20 protein-coding genes are annotated in these 22,724 nt (G+C 60.5%); 15 read left to right on the top strand and 5 right to left on the bottom strand.

Going from position 1 to position 22,724, the window contains the following annotated elements:
• Positions 1-2,296 precede the first annotated feature (2,296 nt).
• A complete protein-coding gene (tnpA, locus tag JNK74_24595) occupies positions 2,297-2,749 on the bottom strand; it encodes an IS200/IS605 family transposase (GenBank protein MBL7649370.1) in 453 nt (150 codons plus the stop codon).
• A 285-nt stretch (positions 2,750-3,034) separates the two neighbouring features.
• Positions 3,035-4,441 (bottom strand): DUF4434 domain-containing protein, encoded by a 1,407-nt coding sequence (locus tag JNK74_24590; protein ID MBL7649369.1) that lies wholly within the window; start codon positions 4,439-4,441, stop codon positions 3,035-3,037.
• A gap of 271 nt (positions 4,442-4,712) precedes the next feature.
• Between JNK74_24590 and JNK74_24585 the strand changes: the two genes are divergently transcribed.
• From JNK74_24585 to JNK74_24545, 9 genes are all read left to right on the top strand, one after another.
• Positions 4,713-5,114, top strand: coding sequence for a YciI family protein (locus JNK74_24585; GenBank protein MBL7649368.1), 402 nt, complete (start codon positions 4,713-4,715; stop codon positions 5,112-5,114).
• 151 nt (positions 5,115-5,265) lie between these two features.
• On the top strand, positions 5,266-7,161 hold the full coding sequence (locus JNK74_24580) for a hypothetical protein (protein ID MBL7649367.1): 1,896 nt from the start codon (positions 5,266-5,268) through the stop codon (positions 7,159-7,161).
• 102 nt (positions 7,162-7,263) lie between these two features.
• Entirely contained in the window at positions 7,264-8,004 is a 741-nt protein-coding gene (locus JNK74_24575; GenBank protein ID MBL7649366.1) for an SDR family oxidoreductase, read from the top strand.
• 260 nt (positions 8,005-8,264) lie between these two features.
• Complete coding sequence (locus tag JNK74_24570) at positions 8,265-8,546, top strand: hypothetical protein (GenBank protein ID MBL7649365.1); 282 nt, start codon at positions 8,265-8,267, stop codon at positions 8,544-8,546.
• On the top strand, positions 8,543-8,977 hold the full coding sequence (locus JNK74_24565) for a helix-turn-helix domain-containing protein (GenBank protein ID MBL7649364.1): 435 nt from the start codon (positions 8,543-8,545) through the stop codon (positions 8,975-8,977). The genes JNK74_24570 and JNK74_24565 overlap by 4 nt, the downstream gene beginning before the upstream one ends.
• Before the next feature lie 136 nt (positions 8,978-9,113).
• Positions 9,114-9,764, top strand: coding sequence for a hypothetical protein (locus JNK74_24560; GenBank protein MBL7649363.1), 651 nt, complete (start codon positions 9,114-9,116; stop codon positions 9,762-9,764).
• A gap of 31 nt (positions 9,765-9,795) precedes the next feature.
• On the top strand, positions 9,796-10,386 hold the full coding sequence (locus tag JNK74_24555) for a hypothetical protein (GenBank protein MBL7649362.1): 591 nt from the start codon (positions 9,796-9,798) through the stop codon (positions 10,384-10,386).
• 6 nt (positions 10,387-10,392) lie between these two features.
• Entirely contained in the window at positions 10,393-11,388 is a 996-nt protein-coding gene (locus JNK74_24550) for a DUF4375 domain-containing protein (GenBank protein MBL7649361.1), read from the top strand.
• Positions 11,389-11,605: 217 nt separating this feature from the next.
• Positions 11,606-13,387, top strand: a complete 1,782-nt coding sequence (locus JNK74_24545) for a hypothetical protein (protein MBL7649360.1) — start codon at positions 11,606-11,608, stop codon at positions 13,385-13,387.
• A 281-nt stretch (positions 13,388-13,668) separates the two neighbouring features.
• Here JNK74_24545 and JNK74_24540 read toward each other — a convergent pair whose 3' ends face one another.
• Positions 13,669-14,292 carry a hypothetical protein gene (locus JNK74_24540; GenBank protein MBL7649359.1) on the bottom strand — a complete coding sequence of 208 codons (624 nt, stop codon included), beginning with the start codon at positions 14,290-14,292 and terminating at the stop codon, positions 13,669-13,671.
• A 241-nt stretch (positions 14,293-14,533) separates the two neighbouring features.
• Here JNK74_24540 and JNK74_24535 point away from each other — a divergent pair, with 241 nt between their 5' ends.
• The 4 genes from JNK74_24535 (at position 14,534) to JNK74_24520 (ending at position 19,457) form a co-directional block, all read left to right on the top strand.
• The gene (locus tag JNK74_24535) at positions 14,534-16,063 is read left to right on the top strand and encodes a DUF2961 domain-containing protein (protein ID MBL7649358.1); all 1,530 of its coding nucleotides are present in this window, start codon (positions 14,534-14,536) and stop codon (positions 16,061-16,063) included.
• A gap of 172 nt (positions 16,064-16,235) precedes the next feature.
• Positions 16,236-16,823, top strand: coding sequence for a carbohydrate-binding protein (locus tag JNK74_24530; GenBank protein ID MBL7649357.1), 588 nt, complete (start codon positions 16,236-16,238; stop codon positions 16,821-16,823).
• Between the two features lie 206 nt (positions 16,824-17,029).
• Positions 17,030-18,004 (top strand): aldo/keto reductase, encoded by a 975-nt coding sequence (locus JNK74_24525; protein MBL7649356.1) that lies wholly within the window; start codon positions 17,030-17,032, stop codon positions 18,002-18,004.
• A 241-nt stretch (positions 18,005-18,245) separates the two neighbouring features.
• A complete protein-coding gene (locus JNK74_24520; GenBank protein ID MBL7649355.1) occupies positions 18,246-19,457 on the top strand; it encodes a metallophosphoesterase family protein in 1,212 nt (403 codons plus the stop codon).
• Positions 19,458-19,516: 59 nt separating this feature from the next.
• On the opposite strand, the gene JNK74_24515 is transcribed toward JNK74_24520, so the two are convergent.
• Positions 19,517-19,993, bottom strand: a complete 477-nt coding sequence (locus tag JNK74_24515) for a chemotaxis protein CheD (protein MBL7649354.1) — start codon at positions 19,991-19,993, stop codon at positions 19,517-19,519.
• Between the two features lie 352 nt (positions 19,994-20,345).
• On the opposite strand from JNK74_24515, the gene rplJ reads away from it, so the two are divergent.
• Together rplJ and rplL are read left to right on the top strand one after the other, a co-directional pair.
• On the top strand, positions 20,346-20,873 hold the full coding sequence (rplJ, locus tag JNK74_24510) for a 50S ribosomal protein L10 (GenBank protein MBL7649353.1): 528 nt from the start codon (positions 20,346-20,348) through the stop codon (positions 20,871-20,873).
• A 69-nt stretch (positions 20,874-20,942) separates the two neighbouring features.
• Positions 20,943-21,335 carry a 50S ribosomal protein L7/L12 gene (gene rplL / locus JNK74_24505; GenBank protein MBL7649352.1) on the top strand — a complete coding sequence of 131 codons (393 nt, stop codon included), beginning with the start codon at positions 20,943-20,945 and terminating at the stop codon, positions 21,333-21,335.
• 81 nt (positions 21,336-21,416) lie between these two features.
• Here the strand turns inward: rplL and JNK74_24500 are convergent, their stop codons facing one another.
• Positions 21,417-22,676: an EF-hand domain-containing protein gene (locus JNK74_24500; protein MBL7649351.1), complete on the bottom strand. Its 1,260-nt coding sequence runs from the start codon at positions 22,674-22,676 to the stop codon at positions 21,417-21,419.
• Between the last annotated feature and the right edge of the window lie 48 nt (positions 22,677-22,724).

The raw sequence follows: 22,724 nt of genomic DNA, 5'->3' as shown, positions 1-22,724 counted from the left end.
CAGAAAATATCGGACGCCGTGGATGCACTCAAAATACTGGCCACCGCACAGGCTGCACCAAACTGGGGATAGCTCAGTACGCACAGACGGGATGTCGTGGCCGTGTGAGCGGGGATCGCGTTGCATTGGTGGGCCGCCTGAATCCGTTGGGACCCATGGGGCGGCGCCGTTCGGGCGATCTATGATGGTCGCCCGAAACTGCACTGCCCTTTCAGGGCGCAGAATTTGGGGGTGCCGCGAACCCCAGGCGATGCCCACCACGGCGGGTCAATGACCTGGGGCTCGAAGCTGCACTGCCCTTTCGGGGCGAAGACTGGCGCGGGGGCGCGGGGCATGGGTGCCGCGCGCGTGCAGGCGGGATATCGCGGTCGCTAGCGCGGTGATCACGTTGCGTTGACGGGCCGCCAGGATGCGTTGCGGCCCCTGGGGAGGCGATTCGGGGTGTGGCGTTCGCGTCCATTGGCGTGGAGGTGCGAAATGGGGACCGTGTGTGCGGTAATAACGTTGCGGCAAGTAGAGATCGTTCTACTCTTCGGCCCGAAGGGCCAGCGCAGCACAGCCCTGGGCAACGCCCAGGGTAAACGGGGCAAATGCCCCATAGCCCTGAAAGGGCGACGCAGGGAGGTCGTAGCGCAAACTCCGACCGCCGAGTTGTGCCGCCCTTTCAGGGCTGAATGTATGGGGTGTACCGACACCCCAGGCGTTGCCCGCCACGGCGCGTCAAAGACCTGGGGCTATGCTGCGCTGCCCCTTCGGGGCGAATACGGGGGAGATGCCGAACCTTAGGCGATGCCGGGGCCATGCGGCGCGTCAATGACCTGGGGCTGGAAGCTGTACTGGCCCTTCGGGCCGAATTCACCGTGGCGTCGGCTCTTGAACCCAGGTCCGTTGCGTTAAGGCTACGTTGCGTCGATTAAGAAAAGGCTCTCAGCACCTACAAGCGCCTCCTCGGATCTTCGGCCCGAAGGGCCAGTGCAGCCTTCAGTTCACCGCGGCGAACAACGCCCTGGGATTACGGAATCCAATAGTGAATCGCCCTGAAAGGGCAGCGCAGTTCATCGCCTCGCGGGATGCCGTTCACGTTATGTAGCACTGCGCCCACGTGCCTCGTAAGTAAGCGTCGTCGTCTATGATCGCTGCGCTGCCCTTTCAGGGCAAGTTATTGGGGAATCCCCAGACCCCAGGCGTTGCCCGCCACGGCGCGTCAATGACCTGGGGCTGGAAACTGCATTGGCCCTTCGGGCCGAAGGATGGCACGCGGGCGGGGCGTCGTGGTCAACTACGCGCGGCGCGCGTTGGATTGGAAGCCAGCGAATATGTTGTCGACCGTTGTGCGACGATTGGAGGGTCGGGCGTTGGTCGCCCGAAGCTGCACTGCCCCTTCAGGGCGATTTACGGGGGCGTCGCCAAACCCCAGGCGTTGCCCGCCACGGCGCGTCAGTGACCTGGGGCTGGAAACTGCACTGGCCCTTCGGGCCGAATTCACCTTGGCGTCGGCTCTTGAACCCAGGTCCGTTGCGTTAAGGCTACGTTGCGTCGATTAAGAAAAGGCTCTCAGCACCTACAAGCGCCTCCTCGGATCTTCGGCCCGAAGGGCCAGTGCAGCCTTGAGTTCACCGCGGCGAACAACGCCCTGGGTATATGGAATCCAATAGTGAATCGCCCTGAAAGGGCAGCGCAGTTGCTTGTGTCGCTGAATGAATTCACCCGCGTCCAAGGACCGTTTGGAGGATTTGCTTGCTGGAACATCAATGGAGGGTGCAACTGAACTACGCTGCCCTTTCAGGGCGATTCTTTGGGGGGCTCTCTGACCCCAGGCGTTGCCCGCCACGGCGCGTCAGTGACCTGGGGCTGGAAGCTGCATTGGCCTTTCAGGCCGAAGAGTAGGGCATTTGCGATGTGCCCGGACCCTGCTCCCAGCACCGAACATCCTACCGCCCTTTCAGGGCACATTTTGGGGGCACCTCAGAACCCCAGGCGGTGCCCGCCACGGCGCGTCAATCACTCGGGGCTTAAAATTGAATTGCCCCTTCGGGGCGAATTCGCCATGGTGTCCGCTGTTGAACCACGGCCCGTTGCGCTGAAACCAAGCTGCGCCGCCTAAGAAAAGGTCCTCAGCACGCATGAGTGCCCCCTCATTTCTTCGGCCCGAAGGGCCAGTGCAGCGTTCAGTTCGCCGCGGCGAACAACGCCCTGGGAATAAGGAACCCAATAGCAAATCGCCCTGAAAGGGCAGCGCAGTTCGTTTCGTCGCCTGAGGCAATGAATCGCGATGGGTTGCTCCGCCCAACAATCGTCAATCCCACACATACCGTTCGTCATAGGGCACGTCGTAATCCTTGAGAAACTTTCTGAACTCGTCCTGAAACGTCATCTCGCGGTGATGGTTTTCCTGATCGAGAATGTACGCCCGAACCGTTGCCGCGTGGATCGGGCTCACGGAAAACGCGCCATAGCCGCCCTGCCAGTGGAAGTCTCGAAACTCCGCGCCCTGGGTTTTGATCCACCGGGAGGAACCCTTCTTTACTTTCTCAATCACGTCGCAGAGGTCGCGCTTCTTGGATAGCTCGAAGAGCGCGTGAACGTGGTCCGCCGTGCCGCCGATCTCGATGGCGGGGCCTTCGAGATCGCGGAAAATTCCGGCCTGATACTCCCACAGTTTTGGGCGCACCTCCGGTGTGAGTACGGGCTCTCGGTGTTTGGTGCTATAAACGAGGTGGACGAGGATCTTCGCCAAGGACTGTGACATGAGCTCTCCCTTCGCTGCCGCCCGCTTGGGCATGTTTTGTTTACCAGTTTCCACAGTCTAGCGCAAGGGAATGATGAGTGCCACAACGTGGTTTGCGCGCGCAACCTCCGCGAGGGCGCGAGCACGATAGAACTGCGCTGCCCGTTCGGAAAATGATCGTCATTCTCGCGATTCATTCGGGGCGTCCCCAAGCCCCAGGCGTTGTTCGCCGGTGCGAACTGGATGCCGCTCTGGCTTTTGGGGGGCGATGGTTGGCCGGGGGCCGGTGGCGCCCGGTGGGGGCTGTCACTCTTTGGGCGATTCCCCCGCTCCGCCTGTATTCGGGCCAGGCGCTTCCTGTCGAGATGTTTCTGGAAGGGACAGGCACTGGAGATATTCGGCGTAGTCCAGATAGAGCTTCTGCGCCCGTGGCAGGGGCTTTTCCGACGTGACGCCCGGGGCTTGCAGATAGCCGTGGTATGCGTAGCCGGTGAGCATTCCCGTGTGGCGACTCGCGATATCGATTTGCTGTTTCACGCGGCTGAAGGAGGCCGGGTAGCTTCCGCCATATCCATGGCTGCCGTCCATTTCCCATAGTTCGAGGTCCGACCAGCAGTGCTTGCCGGTCTTCGCATGCCATGCGCTGTATTGCTTGTAGCACTCCTCGAGCATCGCAATACGGCGCTCCGGCTTATAGGTATACTGGTAGGGCACGTAGCCGGCTCCGACGGCGTCCTGATAGGCGAAGATGTCGACGGCGCTGCTCGCCAACAACGCCGGCGTGATAAGCGGGGTGCCCGCCGGAGCGACAAGTACGGGCTTTTCCGGAGCCAGGCTCCCGCAGAAGCGGGCCAGGGGGTCGTAATAGGCACTGGCTCGGGCGAGATCGTTCATCTCGTGCGTCAAGTACCAGCCATAGAACGACGGGTGCGAACCATACTTTTGCCAGAGCTCGTCCGCCACGTTTTTCGATATGGTCAATGCTCTGGTGTTGCGTGCGTCCCAGTCTGGCTTTTCGAATTCCCACAGGAGGTGCGTGTCGCCACTTCTGCCGAGGCCGAGAAAAACATGCATGCCGTGCTCGTCGGCTTCGGCGAGAAAAGCCCCCACCATGTCGAAGGAACAGTCGGAGCCTTTCGACAACCGCTGGACGTCCCCGTCGAAGAACTCAATGCCGGATGGATAGAAGAAATGCCCGAGGTACTCCACGTAGGCGAGTATCAGCACGCGCACCCCAAGTCGGTCCATCGCGGTGACGCTGTCTTTGACTACGTTTCGCAATGTTTCTGGTTTTGAGTCCGTCGCACCGCCAAGAACCGCGAGGGGTTCAATCCACATACCCTGCAGACAGGGCAAAGTCGGCGTCAGAGAATCGACGAACTCGATGGGCCACGCGCCTTTTTGTTCCCCTCCGGGCGTGCTTACCGTGTAGCGCACGTGGTGGGCGCCGGCGGGCCCATTGGCGGTACACCAGACCCGGGCCAGCCCACGCCCGCCCGATGGTATGGAGATTGTTTGCTCTCCGACCATGCTCGCGGCCGATTCGGAATCCATAAAGAAAGCCACGCGCGCGGATTTTTCCGTTTGGGCGGGATTCCGCACGGCGAGGCGTAGTTCCATTTGCGCGCCCCGTGCAACTGGACCGGGTGGAATCACCGTAAGCGCCGGCTCCACCGCAGCCTGTGCCACCGCCGTGGCCGTCGCAATCAGCAAGAATACTGCCACCAGACATAGTCGCATCGCTTGAGAACCTTTGTACTCATCCATGTGGCCGACACGTTCTCCTTCATGAACCCGCTTACGGCAAACATTGTGATGGCAGCGTCGGGAAGTGTCAAGCCCACTCCTGCGAAAGGGCCCGCATCGGGATGCTCAATTCCAGACCTGAAAAAGGATTGGGATTCCGTGTCCTCTGCACCAGCGCCCGTTCGTTGTATGATCAAGATGGGCGATGTGGCCCTCCAAGCAGCAGGGAGAATGAACGATGCGTGTTATGGTTTTTGTGAAAGCGACGGTGGACAGTGAAGCCGGTGCGTTGCCGGAGATGGAACTGTTCGAGGCGATGGACAAGTTCAATCAGGAGCTGATCGCGGCGGGGATCATGCGGGGCGAGGGGGCTGGGTTGAAGCCGACGTCGCAGGCGAAGCGGGTGGCCTTTGATGGCCCGAATCGCACGGTGATTGACGGCCCTTTCGCGGAGACGAAGGAGCTGGTGGCGGGTTTCTGGCAGTGGGAGGTGAAGGATATGGACGAGGCGGTGGCCTGGGTGAAGCGCTGTCCGAATCCGATGCCGGGGCCGAGCGAAATCGAGATCCGTCCGTTCTACGAGGAGGCCGATTTTGAGGCCATGTTTGCGGAGGTGGCGCGCCTGAAGGGTGAAGGGTGAAATTTGAAGGGTGAAGTATGAAGGGTGAAGGTCTACGGTCCGGCGAAGTTGGTGGGCCTTCCGGACTATATTGCCCTTTTCGCACTCATCTCATAGAATGAACTTCCGACAAGCCGTGTGTCGGGACGGTTAACCTATGAATGGGAGCAGCATGCGACGCACTTTGTACCGATTCAATGCGTTTTTAGTTTCTGTGAGCATTGCGACGCTTCAAGGTGTCGCGGCTGACCTGGGCGATGTTCCCGCGGGTGGATTTCGCTCGCCCGAAGGCGATCCGCGCTTCAGCACCGAAAACGGCGCCACGCCGCTGAACAACCTGGTCTTCGAATTGCTCGATCAGGCGTCGCCGGGCGCGGCGCCGTACTCCTTTCGCAACCCTCGAGCGGGATGGGTGTATCTTCGCGTATCGTACGATGGCGATGTTTCGCGGGGGGCGGTCATGCTCGATGGCGAGTCGGTCGCGCTGAAGCGGGTGGACGCGGATCTGGAGGCGATGCGTTATCTGGGCGAAGGCCCGCACACGGTGCAATTGGACGCGGAAAACGCGGCGGGCACACGCCTTGAGGTGCGCGCCGTCGGCGAACTGATTTACGCGACCTACGGACTCAATCCGCACATTCAGGAAACCGGCGTTTACACGTGGGAATACCTCCGCCAGCACTGCCTCGATCACTACAACGGCATCCTCGGCACGGGCGACGGGGTCAACGCACAGGCGGCGGAGCTTCGCGAGTGGACTGCGGAAGGCAAGCGGTGGTTTACGGTGCGGGATGTGCCCTACGACGCAGCGAACGCGGACGAAGCCTATGAGCACTGGGCGACGGCGCCGGGCATGACCCACCCGCTGATGAGTGGCATCTGGGCGGACGAGTTCGGCGTTGGCGAGAAATATGGAAAGAAGACGGCGGATATGTATCCGATCTGGAGCGAGGCGATCCGTCGACTCCATGCGAATCCCGCCTTTGCCAACCGTTCATTTTTCGCCTACGGTCCGTCGCGGCTTTTGCCCGCGCCGGACTTCGCGCAGATGTATCCCTTCATCCAGACGCTGATGGAGAGCGGCTACCGCCTTGCGCCCGAGTGGTATTTGCCCGAGGGCCAATCGCGACCGGGGCGTATCATCGAAAAGACGGCCGATCTGTTGGCCGAGTTCAGTCCCGGGTGGGAGCAGAGCAGCCGAGCGTCTTTCGAGCTGGCGCACGCGGGCGCGGCCACGGAACGGGTGCTGGCGCTGCTGCTATTTTCCGAGCCGGGCTGGGAAAACGGCGATTTGTTTCCGGGCTATAACTTTAACGTCTTTCTGGATGCCCAGCTTCAGTTTATCGCGACCGATCCCGCCTTCTTCGGCGTGCGCGGATTGCAGGGCTATCTTTCCGGCTACTGCGGCGAGGAGCAGACACGGCTTTTTGCGAGACTTGTCCGCCACTATGCCATTGAAGGCAAGACCACGCGATTTCTGGATGATCCTTATGTACTCCCCCATCTCCAGAATCCCGATCTGACAAACGGGGCGGAGGGATGGACCGTCGCGCCCGCAATTGCCGAGGTGGGTTCGGAAAGCATCTCGGTCAAGACGGTGCCGGGCTTTGGCACCCTTCAAGGGAAATACCAAGCGCCGGCGGGCATGGGCGATGTGGCCTTCTGGACCCGACGCAGCGCGGAAAGACCGAATGTGGTTTCGCAAACCATTCAGAAGCTGACGCCGGGCCGACTGTATTCTCTGCGCCTGATCACGGGCGACTTCCAGGAGCTCGCCAGTGGCGTATCCGTCCAGCGCAAGCATGCGGTCTCGGTGACGGTCGAAGATGTGGATTTCGTGGATGGTAAGTCTTTTCAGGCCGTGGTCCCGGCGGGATTCTGGTACGCCCAGGGCGCGTTCAACGCCCAGAATCCGTATTGTCTCAACTACCACCAACTGGTCTTTCGCGCGCGGGCCGAAACCGCCGAGCTGCGACTTTCCGACTGGACTTCGGCGGAATCGCCCGGCGGCCCCGATGGCGAAGAGCTGGTCTGGAATTTCTTCCAGGTACAGCCATATTTCGAATAGCGACTCCACCACTGTCACAATTGGCGCAGGCCGCTCGTCCTATCCATAGTGCGCGTGCGGCTTCACCCCGCGCCATCCAACGGTGAGTAGAAAGGGACGCATATGAAAATCGTGGTCATTGGTGGAAGCGGTCTGATCGGGTCGCAAATTGTCCGAATCCTGGCTGCCGAGGGGCATGAAGTGGTTGCGGCCTCGCCGCGCTCCGGGGTCGATACGATCACGGGCGAAGGCCTGGACGCCGCCCTGGCGGGGGCGGATGTGGTGGTGGATGTGGCGAATTCGCCGTCCTTTGAGGACAGGGCGGTGCTCGCTTTCTTCGAGACGTCGGGGGAGAATCTGGCCACCGCCGAGAAACGCGCGGGCGTGAAGCACCATGTGGCTTTATCGGTGGTGGGTGCGGACCGCATGCCCGACAGCGGCTATATGCGGGCGAAGGTGGCGCAGGAGCGGATCATTGTGGACTCGGGCGTGCCCTACTCCATCCTTCGGGCGACACAGTTCTACGAGTTTCTGGATGCCATCGCGGGCTCGGGCACGTCGGGCGACACGATTCGGCTTCCTCCGGCGAAGTTTCAGCCGGTGGCCTCGGCGGATGTGGCGGCGACCCTGGCCGGGATCGTGTTGGGCGCACCATTGAACGACATAGAGGATCTCGAGGGCCCGCTGTTGCTGCCGCTGGATGAATACATTCGGCGCTATCTGCGCGCGAAAGGCGATCCACGTGCGGTGGTCACGGATGTGGAAGCGACCTATTTTGGTGCGGCGATGGGTCACAATCCTTTGGTCCCGCTGGGGAAATCCCATGTCGGCGCGATGCGCCTGGAAGATTGGATGAAGGCGTAGAAGCCTGTCTCCACTGTTAAGTACGCTCGACGTGCATCCATGGGGTGCCGCAGGTCTTGACGGAATCGCAACCCAACGATATAATTGTGTTGATGATTCCGGATTTTGACAATCGAGGAAATCTGCCTCCCGGCCTGCACCCGGCGGAGTGGATAGCATTCGTGGAGCGGTTTGGACACACCGCTGAGCGGCGACGCCTTATCGACGGACTACACTCGACGATATTGCCCTTGTCCGGTGCGGGTTGCAGGGTCGTCTATGTGGACGGCAGCTTTGTCACTGCGAAGCTGTCGCCGCAAGATTTTGACGTGGTTTGGAAGACCGAGGGCGTCGATCTCCAGGCCCTCATGTCCAGCGAGCCGGTTTTCTTCCGGTTTGAAGGCAGGCACGCCGCGCAGAAGGCGAAATTTCGCGGTGAGTTCTTTCCATCGGGCATCGAGGCAGGCCCAAGTGGAAAAACGTTTCTCGAATTTTTCCAGACCGACCGGATGGGTAACCCGAAAGGCCTCGTGCGCCTGGACATCAAGGATATGAAACCATGATCCAGAATGAACGTGAATATCGTATCACCCGTTCCCAGGCGGAAAAATTCTCGCGCGCGCTGGAGGAAAGCGATTCGTATGGCGGTGCCGATCCATTGCTGGCGGAGTTGCACCGCTCGGCCCTTAACAGCCAGCTTGGTGAACTTCGGGAAGAAATGGCGGAGTACGAAGCGCTGAAATCCGGTTTGGTACAGGATATCGAGATTGATTCACTGGACGCTTTGCCGCGGGCCTTGATCCGGGCCCGAATCGCTTCGGGCATGAGCCAGAAGCAGCTCGCCGAGCGCCTTGGACTCAAGGAACAACAGGTTCAACGTTACGAAACCAGTGCCTACGCGGGAGCAAGTCTGACCCGGTTGCGGGATATTTCCGGCGCGCTCGGTTTGACGCTTTCGGGGGCGCTGCATCTGCCCCGGCGCGGGGGCGGCTGAGTTTTCTATGGCGGCGCGGGATGGTCTCTGTTATAGTGACTTTCGAGCCTCGCGTTGTGGCGCGTGTGTCAGGCTACCATGGAAAAATCGAATTGACCCCGGCGGTGAATCCGCTGGACGGCGGGAGGAGTGCGGCATGAATACCCACAGGTGGCTCATGGTGTTGGCGTGCTTGGTCGCATGCAGCGGCTGTTCCGTGATTTCGGGAACGGTGACGGATGCGGACTCGGGCGCGCCCCTTTCGGACGTGCGGGTCGGGGTGATGGTATTGCGACCGGGCAGAATTGTGGCGCGGTTTGTAGAGCGGGGCCGTACGAATATGCAAGGACGGTACCAGATCATCTACGGAATCTCCGCTTCCAGTGTCACGTTCCGACTGGAGAATTACCGTTCGGTGGCACCCGACAATATCTCCAATCCACTCGCGCTGGCTGTGACGATGCAATCCATCGTCCCCATCAAGGGCACGTGGAACGCGACCATTACGGTGGAGGGCGAGACGATTCCTCCCACCACGTTTGAATTTGACGAGGATGGAATGCACTGGCGTGCGGTCGGCAATTCATTCGGTATCGTTGAGTATGACTTTGATGGGAACGCGATCGAAATGGGCGACTATCTCACCGACAGCGATTTGCTCTTGGGGGAACTCGTCGCGTCACTTGACCTGAACGAATCTGGAGATGCCCTGAGCGGCACCATCACGTTCTCCGGCGATTTCTTCGAGGGCACCCGATGTGATTCGGGTTGCAGCGGCACAGTAGTGGCGGTGCCCGCGGGAAAATGAATTGGTTTCTCTGACCTTGGGGTGTAAGCGAATGGATTATGTACGCACGTTGCGTCGCAAGGGTTGGTTGCTGGTGTTGATTCTTGCGGGGTGCGGCCCCTCTTCCGGTGTGCCTTCAGGCGAGGCATTTGAGGAAGGCCGAAAGGCGATGTCGACCATTGATCGACGCGCGGCATCGGACGAGGGCGCTATCGCGGCCACGGTCAGGAAGTATGTGTTTGAACTTTCAGACACCCGCTCGCCGGAGGCGGAGGGTATCAAGGACAGTCTACTGTCACAGAGCGAGCGGGTCCACCCCGAATTGCTGGCATTGCTCGGGGATCCCTTGCAGCGGGAAGCGCTGCTGTCGCCCCTGCCAGCGCCGAAGCGCAGCGAAGACCCCAGAGGCCCGGGGGCCGCACCGATTCCACGAATGTTTGGCGGTGGTGGTTCGCAAGTGCCGGGCGACATGAGTATGGCCTTCGGCAAGGGCGCCAAGCGGCCTCCGGAAGCTCCGATTGATCGACTGTGTGAACTTTTTGGGGACCAGCCGCCGCAGACGGTCGTCCAAGCCCTGAAACCGTTCCTGGATGCCTCGGGGCACGCTGATCGACCAGATGTTGTGCGCGCTATCGCGGCATAGGGTTCTGTGGACGCAGTGGAGCCGCTGCGCGCGGCAATGACCGGAGAGAATCGCTATCTCGGCTACTCAGGGGTGGTGGGCCTGACCGCCGCGGCAAAACGAGGGCCATTGGCTCCTGAAATCGCAACAGCGCTTTTTCTCCCGCTTCAGGAGAGTATTCTGGGCGTGAAGGAAGGGCCCATCGTAGGACTGAATGAGGCCTGCGCGCTGTTGATACAGTTTGATCGAGACCAGGCACTGGCCTTTCTCCTGTCGGCGGAAATGTTAAGCCCGGATTCGATCCGGATCAACGGTGTTCTGGAAGCGCTATACGACGAGGGTGTTGAAGTACCCCGACCTGACCTACTGCGCGTGCTGCGGTCGATGCAGGAATTACCCGTGCTGACATGGCGCGCGCACACTACCGCAAAGTTGGCTCTGATGCTGGCCATGCATAAGGTACCAGAGGACCGCGCGCTGCTCGAGGCCCTTGCCGACTTCTCTCCCACGCCGTCGCAGATGACCGAAGCTTATCCCGACAATTTGGACACGATACGGGAAGGGGCGGCCGCTGCGCTACTTGTGTCGCATGGCCTCGATCAAGTTTGGAGCCGTGTCGAAAGAATGAGCGAGACGAATTCCCTCGGGGATCTCGAGGAATTTGTTAGTCAGATGGGGGCATTGGAACGCTTCAACTACCACGTGCTCAATGGCGGTCTGGGCGATTATTTCCATCGGGAAAGTGGCGCAGAGTGGTCCGCGGTAATCGCTGGCTTTACAAACCTGGGCATGCCCGGTAAAGCGGAACTCATGCGAAAGGCTTGTGCGGTCTTTGGAAAGGACGGACCCGCTCCCGAGCAAGAAGCCCGAGAGCAACAGGTTCTCGCGCTGAGCGAGGCGAAGTTTGCGATGTTCAATGGGTTGGAGGATGCCTACCGCGACAGCCCGGAAAATCTCAAAGTGCAGGTGGCTCGCCACGTGATCAAGAATGCCGCCCTCTTTCGCGAGAAGATCCCGCGTTAAACCGAGAATTCGCTACGGTCACATTTGCGAACCGGACCCCGCGAGAAATGGCAGAGATTTGGGTAGTTCGCTCACCCCCGCGCCAGCGTGCTATGCTTCGCGCGCGGGCTTCCGCCTCATGTCTCCCGCGGCGCCTGACCCGCGGTGACCTTCTCTTCACCGCGCGCGGTGCCGCCCATTTTACGGATTTCCTTTGTGGAAACCGCAGGACCGCATCATGAATCGATTCTTCGCCGCCCTCCTTCTTCTTTGCACACCTGTGGTTGCAGAGCCCCTGGTTTATCTGGACATGGCGCCCGTGCTGCAGCGTTGCGGGGGCGACACGGTGCTGCAGTATGACACGCTGAAACTGGTGGCATCGCTGCAGGGGCTGGTAAACCGGGACTCGCCACGCCTGGCGATTCGCCTGCTGGGCGGGTCGGGGCAATCGGGTCCGGTGAATGTGGACGACTACTGGCTGGAGATTCTGCAGCGAGGCTGGTTGAAGGAGCGGAAGGTACTTCGCATCGACACGCTGGAGGGGCTCTTCGCACAATTTCCCGAGGCGTTGACCGGTGCGGTGCTGTGGGACCCGAAGGTGCCGGCGACGTCGAACGTGGCCTCCACGATATGCGGCGTGGAGGGCTGGCTTCCGGTGCGGGCGGGCAGTGCGCTGCATGACCAGGTGGTAACGGCGGGACCGAAACTCCCGGTGAAATTGTCGCTGGTGGATCGCTTTGACGGCCGCGAGTCGGGCAGTGCGAAGTGCGATGCGTACCTTTGGGCAAAGCGGGAGTATCTCGACGCAGGTCGCTGCAACGATGGATTGCTGGCCTATTGCGTGGATGCTTTTTCCCAGACGCCGAAGGAGCCGGGTTTTCACTATCCCGATTTGGATAATGCGGTGCTCGCAAATCAGGATTACTATGTGGCCAATCGGGCCTTCTTCTTCGACTTGAGCCCCTGGGCGGATGAAGCGCCAAACGACGACCCCGGGCAGCCCCTGGGCACGGACCGGGCAACGTTCGCTGCGATCCTGAAGTCGCTCGCGACGCTGAATGGCGGTGCGAAGATGGCCACGGTGTCGGGATTTACCCCGTGGAACCAGAAGTATACCGACCACGGCAACGCGGGCGGCAAACACGGTGGGGTGGACACGGAGTGGGAACATGCGGCGCTGGTATCTTCGTATAACGCGATCATGGATGCCGACGCGCTGGGGCAGTCGGGCCTGGCGAACACCTCGGCGTACCGGCACTATCCGCTGAAGGAGCGCCACCTCCAGGCGCCCCCTCCCCCACGCCCGCTGGAGCCAAAGACCTACGTGCTGGTGTACATGGGCGACTACGATTCGTCCGCGTGGCTCTCGCGCAATATCCCCAAGGTCTGGGACGACCCCGCGCGGGGCACGATCCCCATGGCGTGGGCCTTCAATCCGAACCTGTCGGAGCGCGTGCCGTATGTGTTTGACCATGTATACGCGACGAAGACCGACCAGGACTGGTTCATCGGCGGGGATTCGGGCGCGGGCTACCTGAACCCGAACCTGCTCACGGGCGAGCGGCTGGGTTCCGGCCTGCCGGATGGGTTGGACCTGTGGGTGAAGCACAATCAGCGCTACTACACGCGCTTCGATTATTCCATTACCGGATTTGTCATCAACGGATTTCATGGGGATATGCCGCTGACTGTGCAGGAGGCCTATGCTAAATTCTCGCCACGGGGCGTGGGCATGCAACTTGGATTCGCGCAGCCGCTCGTGGGAGACACGCCTTTTCTACGCTTTTCCCGGGACCTGTATCCGGATCCCAATCACCTGGAAGGGGCCGTCTCCGAGGTGATGACCTCGGCGAAGGGAGCGGAGCCTCAGTTTCTCATATTCAGGATGATCCTGCAGAAGCCGAGCACGGTGGCGGCACTGGCTGCGCGGCTTAAGGCGGAGCACCCCGAGCGCCACTGGGATTTCTGCGACCCTTATACCTTTTTTGACCTGTACAAGCAGCATGTCGCCGGGAAATAGGTTGCTTGGCAGTGCACGTGGTTTTGCTGTACCATCGACTTGTTGGCAATGTTCAATGTGCCGTTACGCCTCGAGTTGGCTGTCGCCCCTGTGGAGATTGAATCATAAATTCAGCCCTGCAATTGGATCGGGATGCCCTGACTGCCTTCTGCAAAAAGTGGCGGATTCGGGAGCTTTCCCTGTTCGGGATCGCGTTGCGGGACGATACACTTTGAACGACAGTCCGGCCCGGCAAACCCCATTGGAGGATGCCGGGCCGTTTTGTTATTGCAGTATTCGAATTACGGACGGCGGTTCATACGGCTGCCGATGGCCAGGGTCATGGTGGCCAATCCGAAGAGGAAGAAATCGGAGAGGTGCTTGAAGAGCCCATCGGTAATATCTGACTCGGAGAAGTTACAACCGAATTCATCGTCGTCATCGCCTTCACCTTCACCTTCGCCTTCGCCTTCGCCTTCGCCTTCGCCTTCACCTTCACCTTCACCTTCACCTTCACCTTCGCCTTCACCTTCGCCTTCACCTTCACCTTCGCCTTCGCCTTCGCCTTCACCTTCACCTTCACCTTCACCTTCACCTTCGCCTTCGCCTTCTCCCTCGCCCTCACCCGCCGGCAGGTCGGTGGCGTCGCCGGGGAAAGTCAACGCATTAATCTCGGTGATATTGGAGGCGCCATCGCCGTCGGAATCGGCCCCTTCAATGGCCGTGAAACTGCGGCTGGCATTGGCATAGGCCCGACCGTAGCTGTTGCGACTTGGAACGGAACTGTGACAAACGGAACAGCTGTCCAGTCGCGTTCCCACAATCTGGGGATACTGCGCTCTCATATCGGCCAAGAATCCGCTCTCTGCGGCGGCAGACAAGGTGAAGAACAACAGGCCGAGGGTCAGGGTTACTGCGACTTTCATGCGACGTACTCCTTTTTCTTGAGTCCCCACCACAGAGGCTCCAAATGAATGCACCGGGAGCCGGGAAGAATTCCCGGACCTCGGGCTCGCTGAACGTGAGACGGACGTTGGGCGCGTTCACTTACATCCCGCGTCATTGGAAAGGCGTATGCCCGGTATTCTTGCCTTAACCGGCCCGCCTAAACTACACTTTTCACAGGGGACTCTCTCAACCAGAATTTTCGAAGGAGCACGTCACGCCATGGGTCGCTGGGTCATTCTGAGTGTAGTTTTCGCGGTATCGTCCGCGCTGGCGCAGGGGAATTTCGGGGGGGCGCTGGACGACTTGACCCGACGCCAGGAATTCACGTCCATGCGGACGAGCAGTTCGGCGGAGGAGCTGGGGAGCAATGGAGATTCACGGGAGATACCGCCGGGGGAAACGCTGGTGCTGCTGGATGCGGAGGGTCCGGGCGTCATTACCCACATCTGGAATACGATCGCCGCCTTCGATCCTTTCGCGGGGCGCTCGGTGGTCCTGCGGATTTATTACGACGGCAACGAGCAGCCCAGCGTACAATCGCCGCTGGGCGATTTCTTTGGCGTGGGCCACGGGGCGAACAAGTCCTTTACCTCCATGCCCGTGGTGGTGTCGGCCGGGGGCCTTTCCCGCTCCTGCTACTGGCGAATCCCCTTTCATAAGCACATCAAGGTCACCGTCACAAACGAGTCGCCGGTCTACCCCGTGGCCGACTTTTACTTTTATGTTGACTGGCAGAAGCACGAGAAGCTTCCAGAAGACACGCAGTATTTCCACGCCGAATACCGCCAGTCCATGCCGGCGGCGAAGGGACACTATACGATTATGGAGACCCAGGGCACGGGCCTCTATGTCGGCACCGTCTATTCCGCGCAACAGGTGGAGCTGGGCTGGTTCGGCGAGGGCGATGATTTCATCTACATCGACGGTTCCGAGACGCCCCAGCTCAAGGGCACGGGCACGGAGGACTACTTCAATGACGCGTGGGGCTTCCGGGAATTCAACGCGCCGTTTCACGGCGTGAGCCTGTATGAGGGCACCTATCCGGGCGACCGGGTATCAGCCTATCGCTGGCACATCATGGATCCCATCGCATTCAAGGAATCCATCAAGGTGACCATCGAGCACCGGGGCAGCGCGGTGGATGAAACCGCTCCCATCGAAGATGCGACCCTGAGCCGCTCGAATGAACGCCCGGACTGGGTGAGCTCGGTGGGCTTCTGGTATCAATATCCCCCCGTGACCCTGGGGGAGGCGCTGCCCCCCGTGGACAAACGCATTGCGCCGTACCGCGTGATTCCGGTGAGCGAACTGACGCACCGCTCGGATGAGAAGGGCCGGGTGCTCCCCTCCGAGGTGGGCAAACAGTACATCACGGCGGAGCCGACGGGCTTTTTTGAAGTCGACTTTTCCGTTACCGAGGCGGGCCGATATCAACTCAGCGGCATGTTTCAGGATAATCCGGACAGCGCCGTCTATCAGGCGGTGCTGGACGGCAAGAAGATCGGCCTTCCCATCGTGATGGCGGTGGAAGGCGGCGGGTTCGCATGGCACCAGCTCGACGCCTACGATCTTGCGCCGGGCACGCACACGCTGCGCTTCGAAAAGCTTGATCAACAGGTGCCGGTAATGCGATCGACGGGGCTGAAGGAAGACGTATTCGCCATTGAATACCTTGTGTTGCTTCGTCTGGAAGACCTGACGGGCTACCACGAGCTTCTGAACCAGCGGAAGGCGGAAAAGCAGAGATAGCATCGTCACAGAGGGACGAAGTGATGCGGAGCGGCGGTCCTGCGGGATCGTCGCTTCGCGTTTCGAGGGCGCTGTTGGTCGCTCCTTGTCCGAGATGAGCGCAAGAACGTATACTCGAGATTCATGGGTAGCGTGGATGCTGTTGTTCACCGAAAGCGCGGGAGTTGCGACTATGTTGAAGAAGAGTCCCTATGTGTTGGCCGCTGTGCTGGCGATGGTTGTTCTGGGTGCCCAGGCGAAAGAGGAAAAAGCGGGGGCGTCGAAGCCCTTTGGCGGGACACCCCAGACCATCCCCGGCGTGGTGGAGGCGGAGCACTACGACGAAGGCGCGGCCGGCGTGGCCTATCACGATGTGGACCCCCAAAATCAGGGCGTGGCCTATCGCGGCGAGACCGAGGTGGACATTGAAAAGCGACCGGATGCGTCCAATGGCCACGGGATAGGCTGGGTGCGCGAGGGCGAGTGGGTGTTGTACACGGTGGAAGTGAAAGAAGCGGGCGCCTATGCGCTGGAGATCCCCGTGGCGTCGAATAAGGCGGGCGGCACCTTCCACATCGAGATCGATGGCGCAGATGTGACCGGTCCGATTGCCATTCCCGACACAGGCGGCTGGGATAAGCTGAAGACGGTCACCGCAACGACGATCGCACTTGAGCCGGGCGTACTGCCGATGAAGATCGTCATGGATAAGGACGGCGAGTCGGGTGGTATCGGCGATATCGATCTGGTGCGGTTTACGAAGGCGGCGCCCGCGAATTGAAATGCGGCCCTGAAGCAACGATCGACCACAACCAAGAGCCTTTTCCCACAGATTAACTCAGATACACACAGATAAAACGGTCCGATGTATTCAGTTCTGGCCCGGCGTGCTTCCGCATCAACTTCCCTTTTTCTATGCTGCGCGCCACGTTCAGATACTTCGGATCTTCCTCCTCTTATCCTTGGGCGTATGCGAAGGAACCTTGCATGAAAACGTATCATCTGGCCAACACGGACCTCGAAGTCTCCCGCATCGCCTATGGCTGCATGGCTCTGGGCGGAAGCTGGGACAGCGCGCCCTTTGGCGATGGGGAGGTGAAGCGGGCCATTGATCTAGTTTCGATTGCGGTGGAGGCAGGGATTAACTTCTTCGACCATGCGGACATCTATGCGCGGGGAAAATCCGAGGAGGTATTCGCCGAGGTGCTGCGGGCGCTGCCCGGTTTGCGCGAGCGCATCGTGATCCAGTCCAAGTGCGGCATTCGCTTCCCGGATACGCCCGAAGCGGGCACGCCGGGGCGATACGACTTCAGTCACGACCACATCGTTGGCTCTGCGGAGGCGATCCTGGGGCGTCTGGGGATTGAGCAGTTGGACATCCTCCTGCTGCACCGCCCGGATCCGCTGATGGAGCCGGACGAAGTGGCCCGGGCTTTTGAGGCGCTGCACGGGTCGGGCAAGGTGCGTTATTTCGGCGTGAGCAATTTCAGCGCGAGTCAGGTGACACTGCTGCAGCGCAGTGTGGCGCAGCCGCTGGTGGTGAACCAACTGGAGATCAGCCTGCTCCATCACCACTTGATTTCCGAGGGCATCGGCATCAACCAGACGGGATACACCTACGCTGCGACGACGGGTACGCTGGATTATTGTCGGCTCCATGACCTGCGGGTGCAGGCCTGGACACCGGTGGCCCGGGGTCAGATTTTCGAGCCCGCGGACGATGCCCCCGCTCCCGTGAGGGCGGTCGCCGCGATGATTGGGGACCTGGCGGAGTCGCTGGGAACCTCCCGCGAGGCCATCGCCCTGGCGTGGCTGCTGCGCCATCCAGCGGGAATCCAGCCGGTGGTGGGAACGTCAAGTCCGGAGCGGCTGCGCAACGCCTGCAAGGCCGACGGCGTGGAATTGAGCAGGGAGGCCTGGTACGGCCTGCTGGAGGCTGTTCGGGGCAAGCCGGCGCCCTGACGAATAGAGAATGTCGAGAAAGGTTCCCCGCCCCTGAGGGCGTCGATGGGATCGGAGTGAAATTCCGCCTCCTGTCAACCGCTATCCGTGGTCCTTCAATCCAGATTCGGCGTTCGTCTGTTGATTGTTTCGCCACTTGTTGCTACGATGGCGCAATATACGCTCTTTACGCTGTTCTGCCCACTTGGAACGTTCTTGGGCAGGCGGGCTGCAATTTCTGGAAATAAAAGGCTGCAACAACATGAATTCAATACGAAATCTTGCCTGCCTCACGCTGCTGGCCCTGGCGCTTCTGGCCGCGGGCGCGTCGCACGGCGAACCGCTCCACACCTACCTGACGTATTCGGGCGCCCCGGAGACCTCTGTCGATATCAATATCATTCTGCCCAAAGAGGCGGAGTCCGTGGACGTCTATTACGACACGGAGGCGCGCGCGGAAGCCTCGGCCTATGCCCACCATGTCAAGGCGGAGTATGTCCAGACCCCGATGGAACTGAGCGACCGACGCATGGTGTATGTGGCCGCTCTCAAAGATCTCACGCCGGGAACGGTATACCACTTCATGACCAGCGACGAGGTCGGCGGTCCATCCAAGCCGCGGAAGTTTCGCACGCTTCCGGGCGGCACGGCTCCCTTTCGCTTCGTGAACGGCGGCGACATGGGTGTGGAAGGCGCGGTGATTCCCCTGCTCACACTGGCGGGCAAGCAGGACCCGGATTTTGCGCTGATCGGTGGCGACATTGCCTATGAGAACGGCCTCATCGGCGGTTTTGCCACGTGGGACACGTGGCTGAAGAACTGGGATACGCTGATGGTAACGACGGACGGCCGCATGATCCCCATCATCACCGCGATCGGCAATCACGAGACCAACCGCTACAATACGGAGGATCTGGGGCTGCGTGCGCCGGGCTACATCAGCCTCTTCGGGCGCCAGGGCGCGGATATTTACTATTCGCGCAAGATTGGGGATCTGTTTGTGGCCTTTCTGCTGGATTCCGGCCACCTCCGCCCCCATGCGGGCGCACAGACGGAGTGGCTGGCGGCGGAAATGGCCGCGCACAAGGATGTGAAGTACAAGTTCGCGGCCTACCACGTGCCCCTCTATCCGGCTCACCGCCCCTATGATGGCGAGGGTTCGGCCCTCGGCCGGGTTCACTGGGGTCCCTTGTTCGACCAGTTTGGCCTGACCGTCGGCCTGGAGCACCACGACCACGTGATGAAGCGAACGAAACCCATCCGAAACGGGCAGGTGGCGGAGCAGGGCACGGTCTACGTGGGCGATGGCTGCTTCGGCCGGGACCCCCGGGAGATCGATCCCCAGTTACGCTGGTACAACAATGTTGAGGCCGCAGCGGCCCACTTCTGGGTGATTGACGTGGCGGAAGCGGGCCTGAAGTTCAAGGCGATTGACGCGGCCGGGGCCACGCGCGACGAGTTCGGCCTTCCCTGAACTCCCCTGAAATGTGACGAGTTTACAGGGCGGTCCTCCCGATGGAGTGGCCGCCTTTTTCACGCGATCCGCACCGTCTCCCCGAGCGAACTGATGGTCACCTCGCCCGTACCGAGGTGAAGTGTGATGGTACGCGGCTTTTCCCCGCCGACGTCCTCGGCGTGGACCAGCAGTCCATTCTTCCAGAGCACTTTGCGGACGATGGTGTAATTTCGCGCCCCGATGTCATGGGTGATGGTCTTGACGGGATTTCCGCACCCGGCGAGGCTGATCAGCAGCCTGGACTTGACCGCGCCGGCCTCGTACATCCCCTGAAGCAGTCGCATAGTGCCCAGATCGGCACAGGTTGCGGGCCCGCCGGACAGTTCGGGCCGGGTATCCCGTGCGATGGGCAATTTGGCGTGAATCAATCCGCCGATTCTGGCGACCGGATCGTACATGGCGACACCGACACAGGAGCCCAGGGCGTAGGAAATGAGGTTGTCTTCCGGATCCGAGGAGATGGCCAGCCCGCCTATTTCAACGCGTATGAGCATGTGTGGAGGTCTTAGTTACGGTGGACTTCAGCGCCTCATTATACTAAAAAGGTTGAGGTGAGGCGTACCACCACGTCGCGGATCCTGGAGCCGGGGAGCCGACCAGACAAAGGGGCGTGGTTTCGAGTTTGACCGGTATGGCGGCTCTCTGCTATACTTTCGCTTCTGAAATTCGCATCGACTCCGTGTTGCAGACAGCCGGTGGCTTTCGGGCCTTAAATATCCTGCCGAGACCGAGGACGAGTGACGCTCTTAACCGAGATTCTCCGCCCGTGTTGTCTGTTTCCACGACGACACGGTTTTTTTGTTGCGAAAACGCATTGAATCTATCACAGGAAGGAGGTGAATTCTCTTGGCAAGACCGGAAAAAATTGCTGCCGTATCCGAAATGAAGGAGCGGCTTGAAGCGAACCAGATCGCTATCGCCACGCAGTACGTGGGTATCAACGTGGAGAAGGTAACGGAACTTCGGAGTCAGCTTCGCGCCGCGGGCGTGGAGTTCAAGGTGTACAAGAACACCCTGGCCCGCCGCGCCCTCAACGAGCTCAACATCGAAGGCGCCGCGGATTACATGAGCGGCCCGACGGCGTGGGCCTTCTCGAACGATCCCGTTGCCCCGGCCAAGATCCTGAAAGACTTCGCGAAGAAGTCCCCGAAGGTGGTCATGGTGGGCGGCGTGCTGAACGGCAAAGCCGTCAGCGGCGAACAGCTCAAAGCCCTGGCGAGCCTGCCCTCGCGCGAGCAGCTTCTGGGCCAGGTGGTCGGAACGATCGCCGCGCCGCTGCGCAACTTCGTCGGCGTGCTCAATGCCGTCCCGCGCAATCTCGTGGGCGTTATCGACGCCATCGAAAAGAAAAAAGCCGGGGAGAACGCCGCCTGATTCCCAGGTACGTCCCCGCACTAACCCATTAACGAAAACAAATCAAATTACACACGGAGACAACAGACCATGTCTGATAAGTTGAACACGATCATCGACAGCATCGCGGAACTGACCGTTCTCGAACTGAGCGAACTGGTGAAGGCCCTTGAAGAGAAGTTCGGCGTGACGGCCGCCGCCCCCATGATGATGGGCGTGATGCCCGCCGCCGGCGGTGGCGACGACGCTGGCGAAGCCGCCGGCCCGACCAAGTTCGACGTGATCCTGAAGGAACACGGCAGCCAGAAGATCGCGGTGATCAAGCTGGTGAAGGAAATGTGCGGCCTGGGCCTCAAGGAAGCCAAGGACGTCGTCGACGGCTGCCCGAAGGCTGTGAAGGAAGGCGTTTCCGCCGACGAAGCCAAGAAGCTGAAGGAAGAACTGGAAGCCGCCGGCGCCGTCGTCGAGCTGAAGGGCGTCTAATACGCTTCGATTATTTTGAGTTACAAAGCGGCCGGACAACGTGTCCGGCCGCTTTCTTTTTGTCCAGTGGCAAACCCAGTGTCAGACCTGACGCCAGAGCGCGAGACCCAGCGCCGCCAGAAGCATCAGGAAGATATCCGCCAGGTTACGGGAAGCATCGCCGAAGGCGCCGCCAAGGCAGCCTGTGGGAACTTCGAGATACTCCCGCAGTTCATCCTCGCTCAGCATGCCATTGCCGCTCAGATCGAGTGTGAGGAATTCCCCTTCGGTCAGCCCCGCCACGGTGAGTCGCGCCTCTTCGAATGAGAGGAGACCGTCATGGTTACCGTCGGCTGTGTCGAAACCATCCAACAGCGACTGAGCAGCTTCCTTGAGCGGATCTTCTCCTTCTCCTTCTCCTTCTCCTTCTCCTTCTCCTTCTCCTTCTCCTTCTCCTTCTCCTTCTCCTTCTCCTTCTCCTTCGCCTTCGCCTTCGCCTTCGCCTTCGCCTTCGCCTTCACCTTCTCCTTCTCCTTCTCCTTCACCTTCACCTTCGCCTTCTCCTTCACCTTCACCTTCGCCTTCTCCTTCACCTTCACCTTCACCTTCGCCTTCGCCTTCGCCTTCACCTTCACCTTCACCTTCACCCGCAGCCGGCGGTATATAGGTAATTGTCAGTTGCGGGCGATTGGCTTCCGTCGGGTGCTCCCTGGAATCAAAGCGACTTGCGGTGCCATTCTGGCTTTCATCACCCAGGATGAACCACCCGAAGTTCTCCGCGGGTGCGTCCAGCAATGCCTGAACCTCGGCCACGAAGTCGGGACCGGTCCACGAGTAGGGCCCCAGCTCCAGCACCTGAGCCGAAGCAAGGGTGCCGCCGATCCGATCACCACCGGGCGTCTCCCAGCTTTCTGAGTCGAAAAAAGTGTGGATCCAGGTGGCGTCCCCCTCCACGGCGAGCGTTCCCGCGCCACCCGGCTCACCGGCGTCGGATGCGCCCTCACCCCAGTCTCTAGCGACTCGCTCCAGTTGGATGGAGAGCCCTCCCTCGATGCCTACGGCCACTCGGGAGAGATTGAGCGTCAACACCGCGTCGGTAATTTCGGAGCCTTCCGGTATGGCGCCCGCGATGTCAAACGCGACCAGGCCCCTGCGGGCCGCGCCATTGTTCGTCAGACCCGCGAACACGTAGTCGCCCGCGCCATTCGCGGTGGCGCCCTGGGGATTCTCGTAAAGCGTGCCGTCTTTCACCGGCGACAAAACGACAACTTCGGGACTCCCGGTCCCCGCCCAGGCGGCAACGCCCGGCAGGATAGCCGAAAAAAGTCCAACCGCCAGGACAATCAGTTTCTTTCTGGTCATGCGCATTCCCCTGTCCGCGGCCTCTTGCCTGCGGAACGTTTCGTTGCA

This window comes from Candidatus Hydrogenedentota bacterium (assembly GCA_016791475.1).
GTDB lineage: Bacteria > Hydrogenedentota > Hydrogenedentia > Hydrogenedentales > JAEUWI01 > JAEUWI01.
The sequence above is the reverse complement of the archived record's forward strand: the minus strand, read 5'-3'. Positions and strand labels throughout refer to the sequence as shown.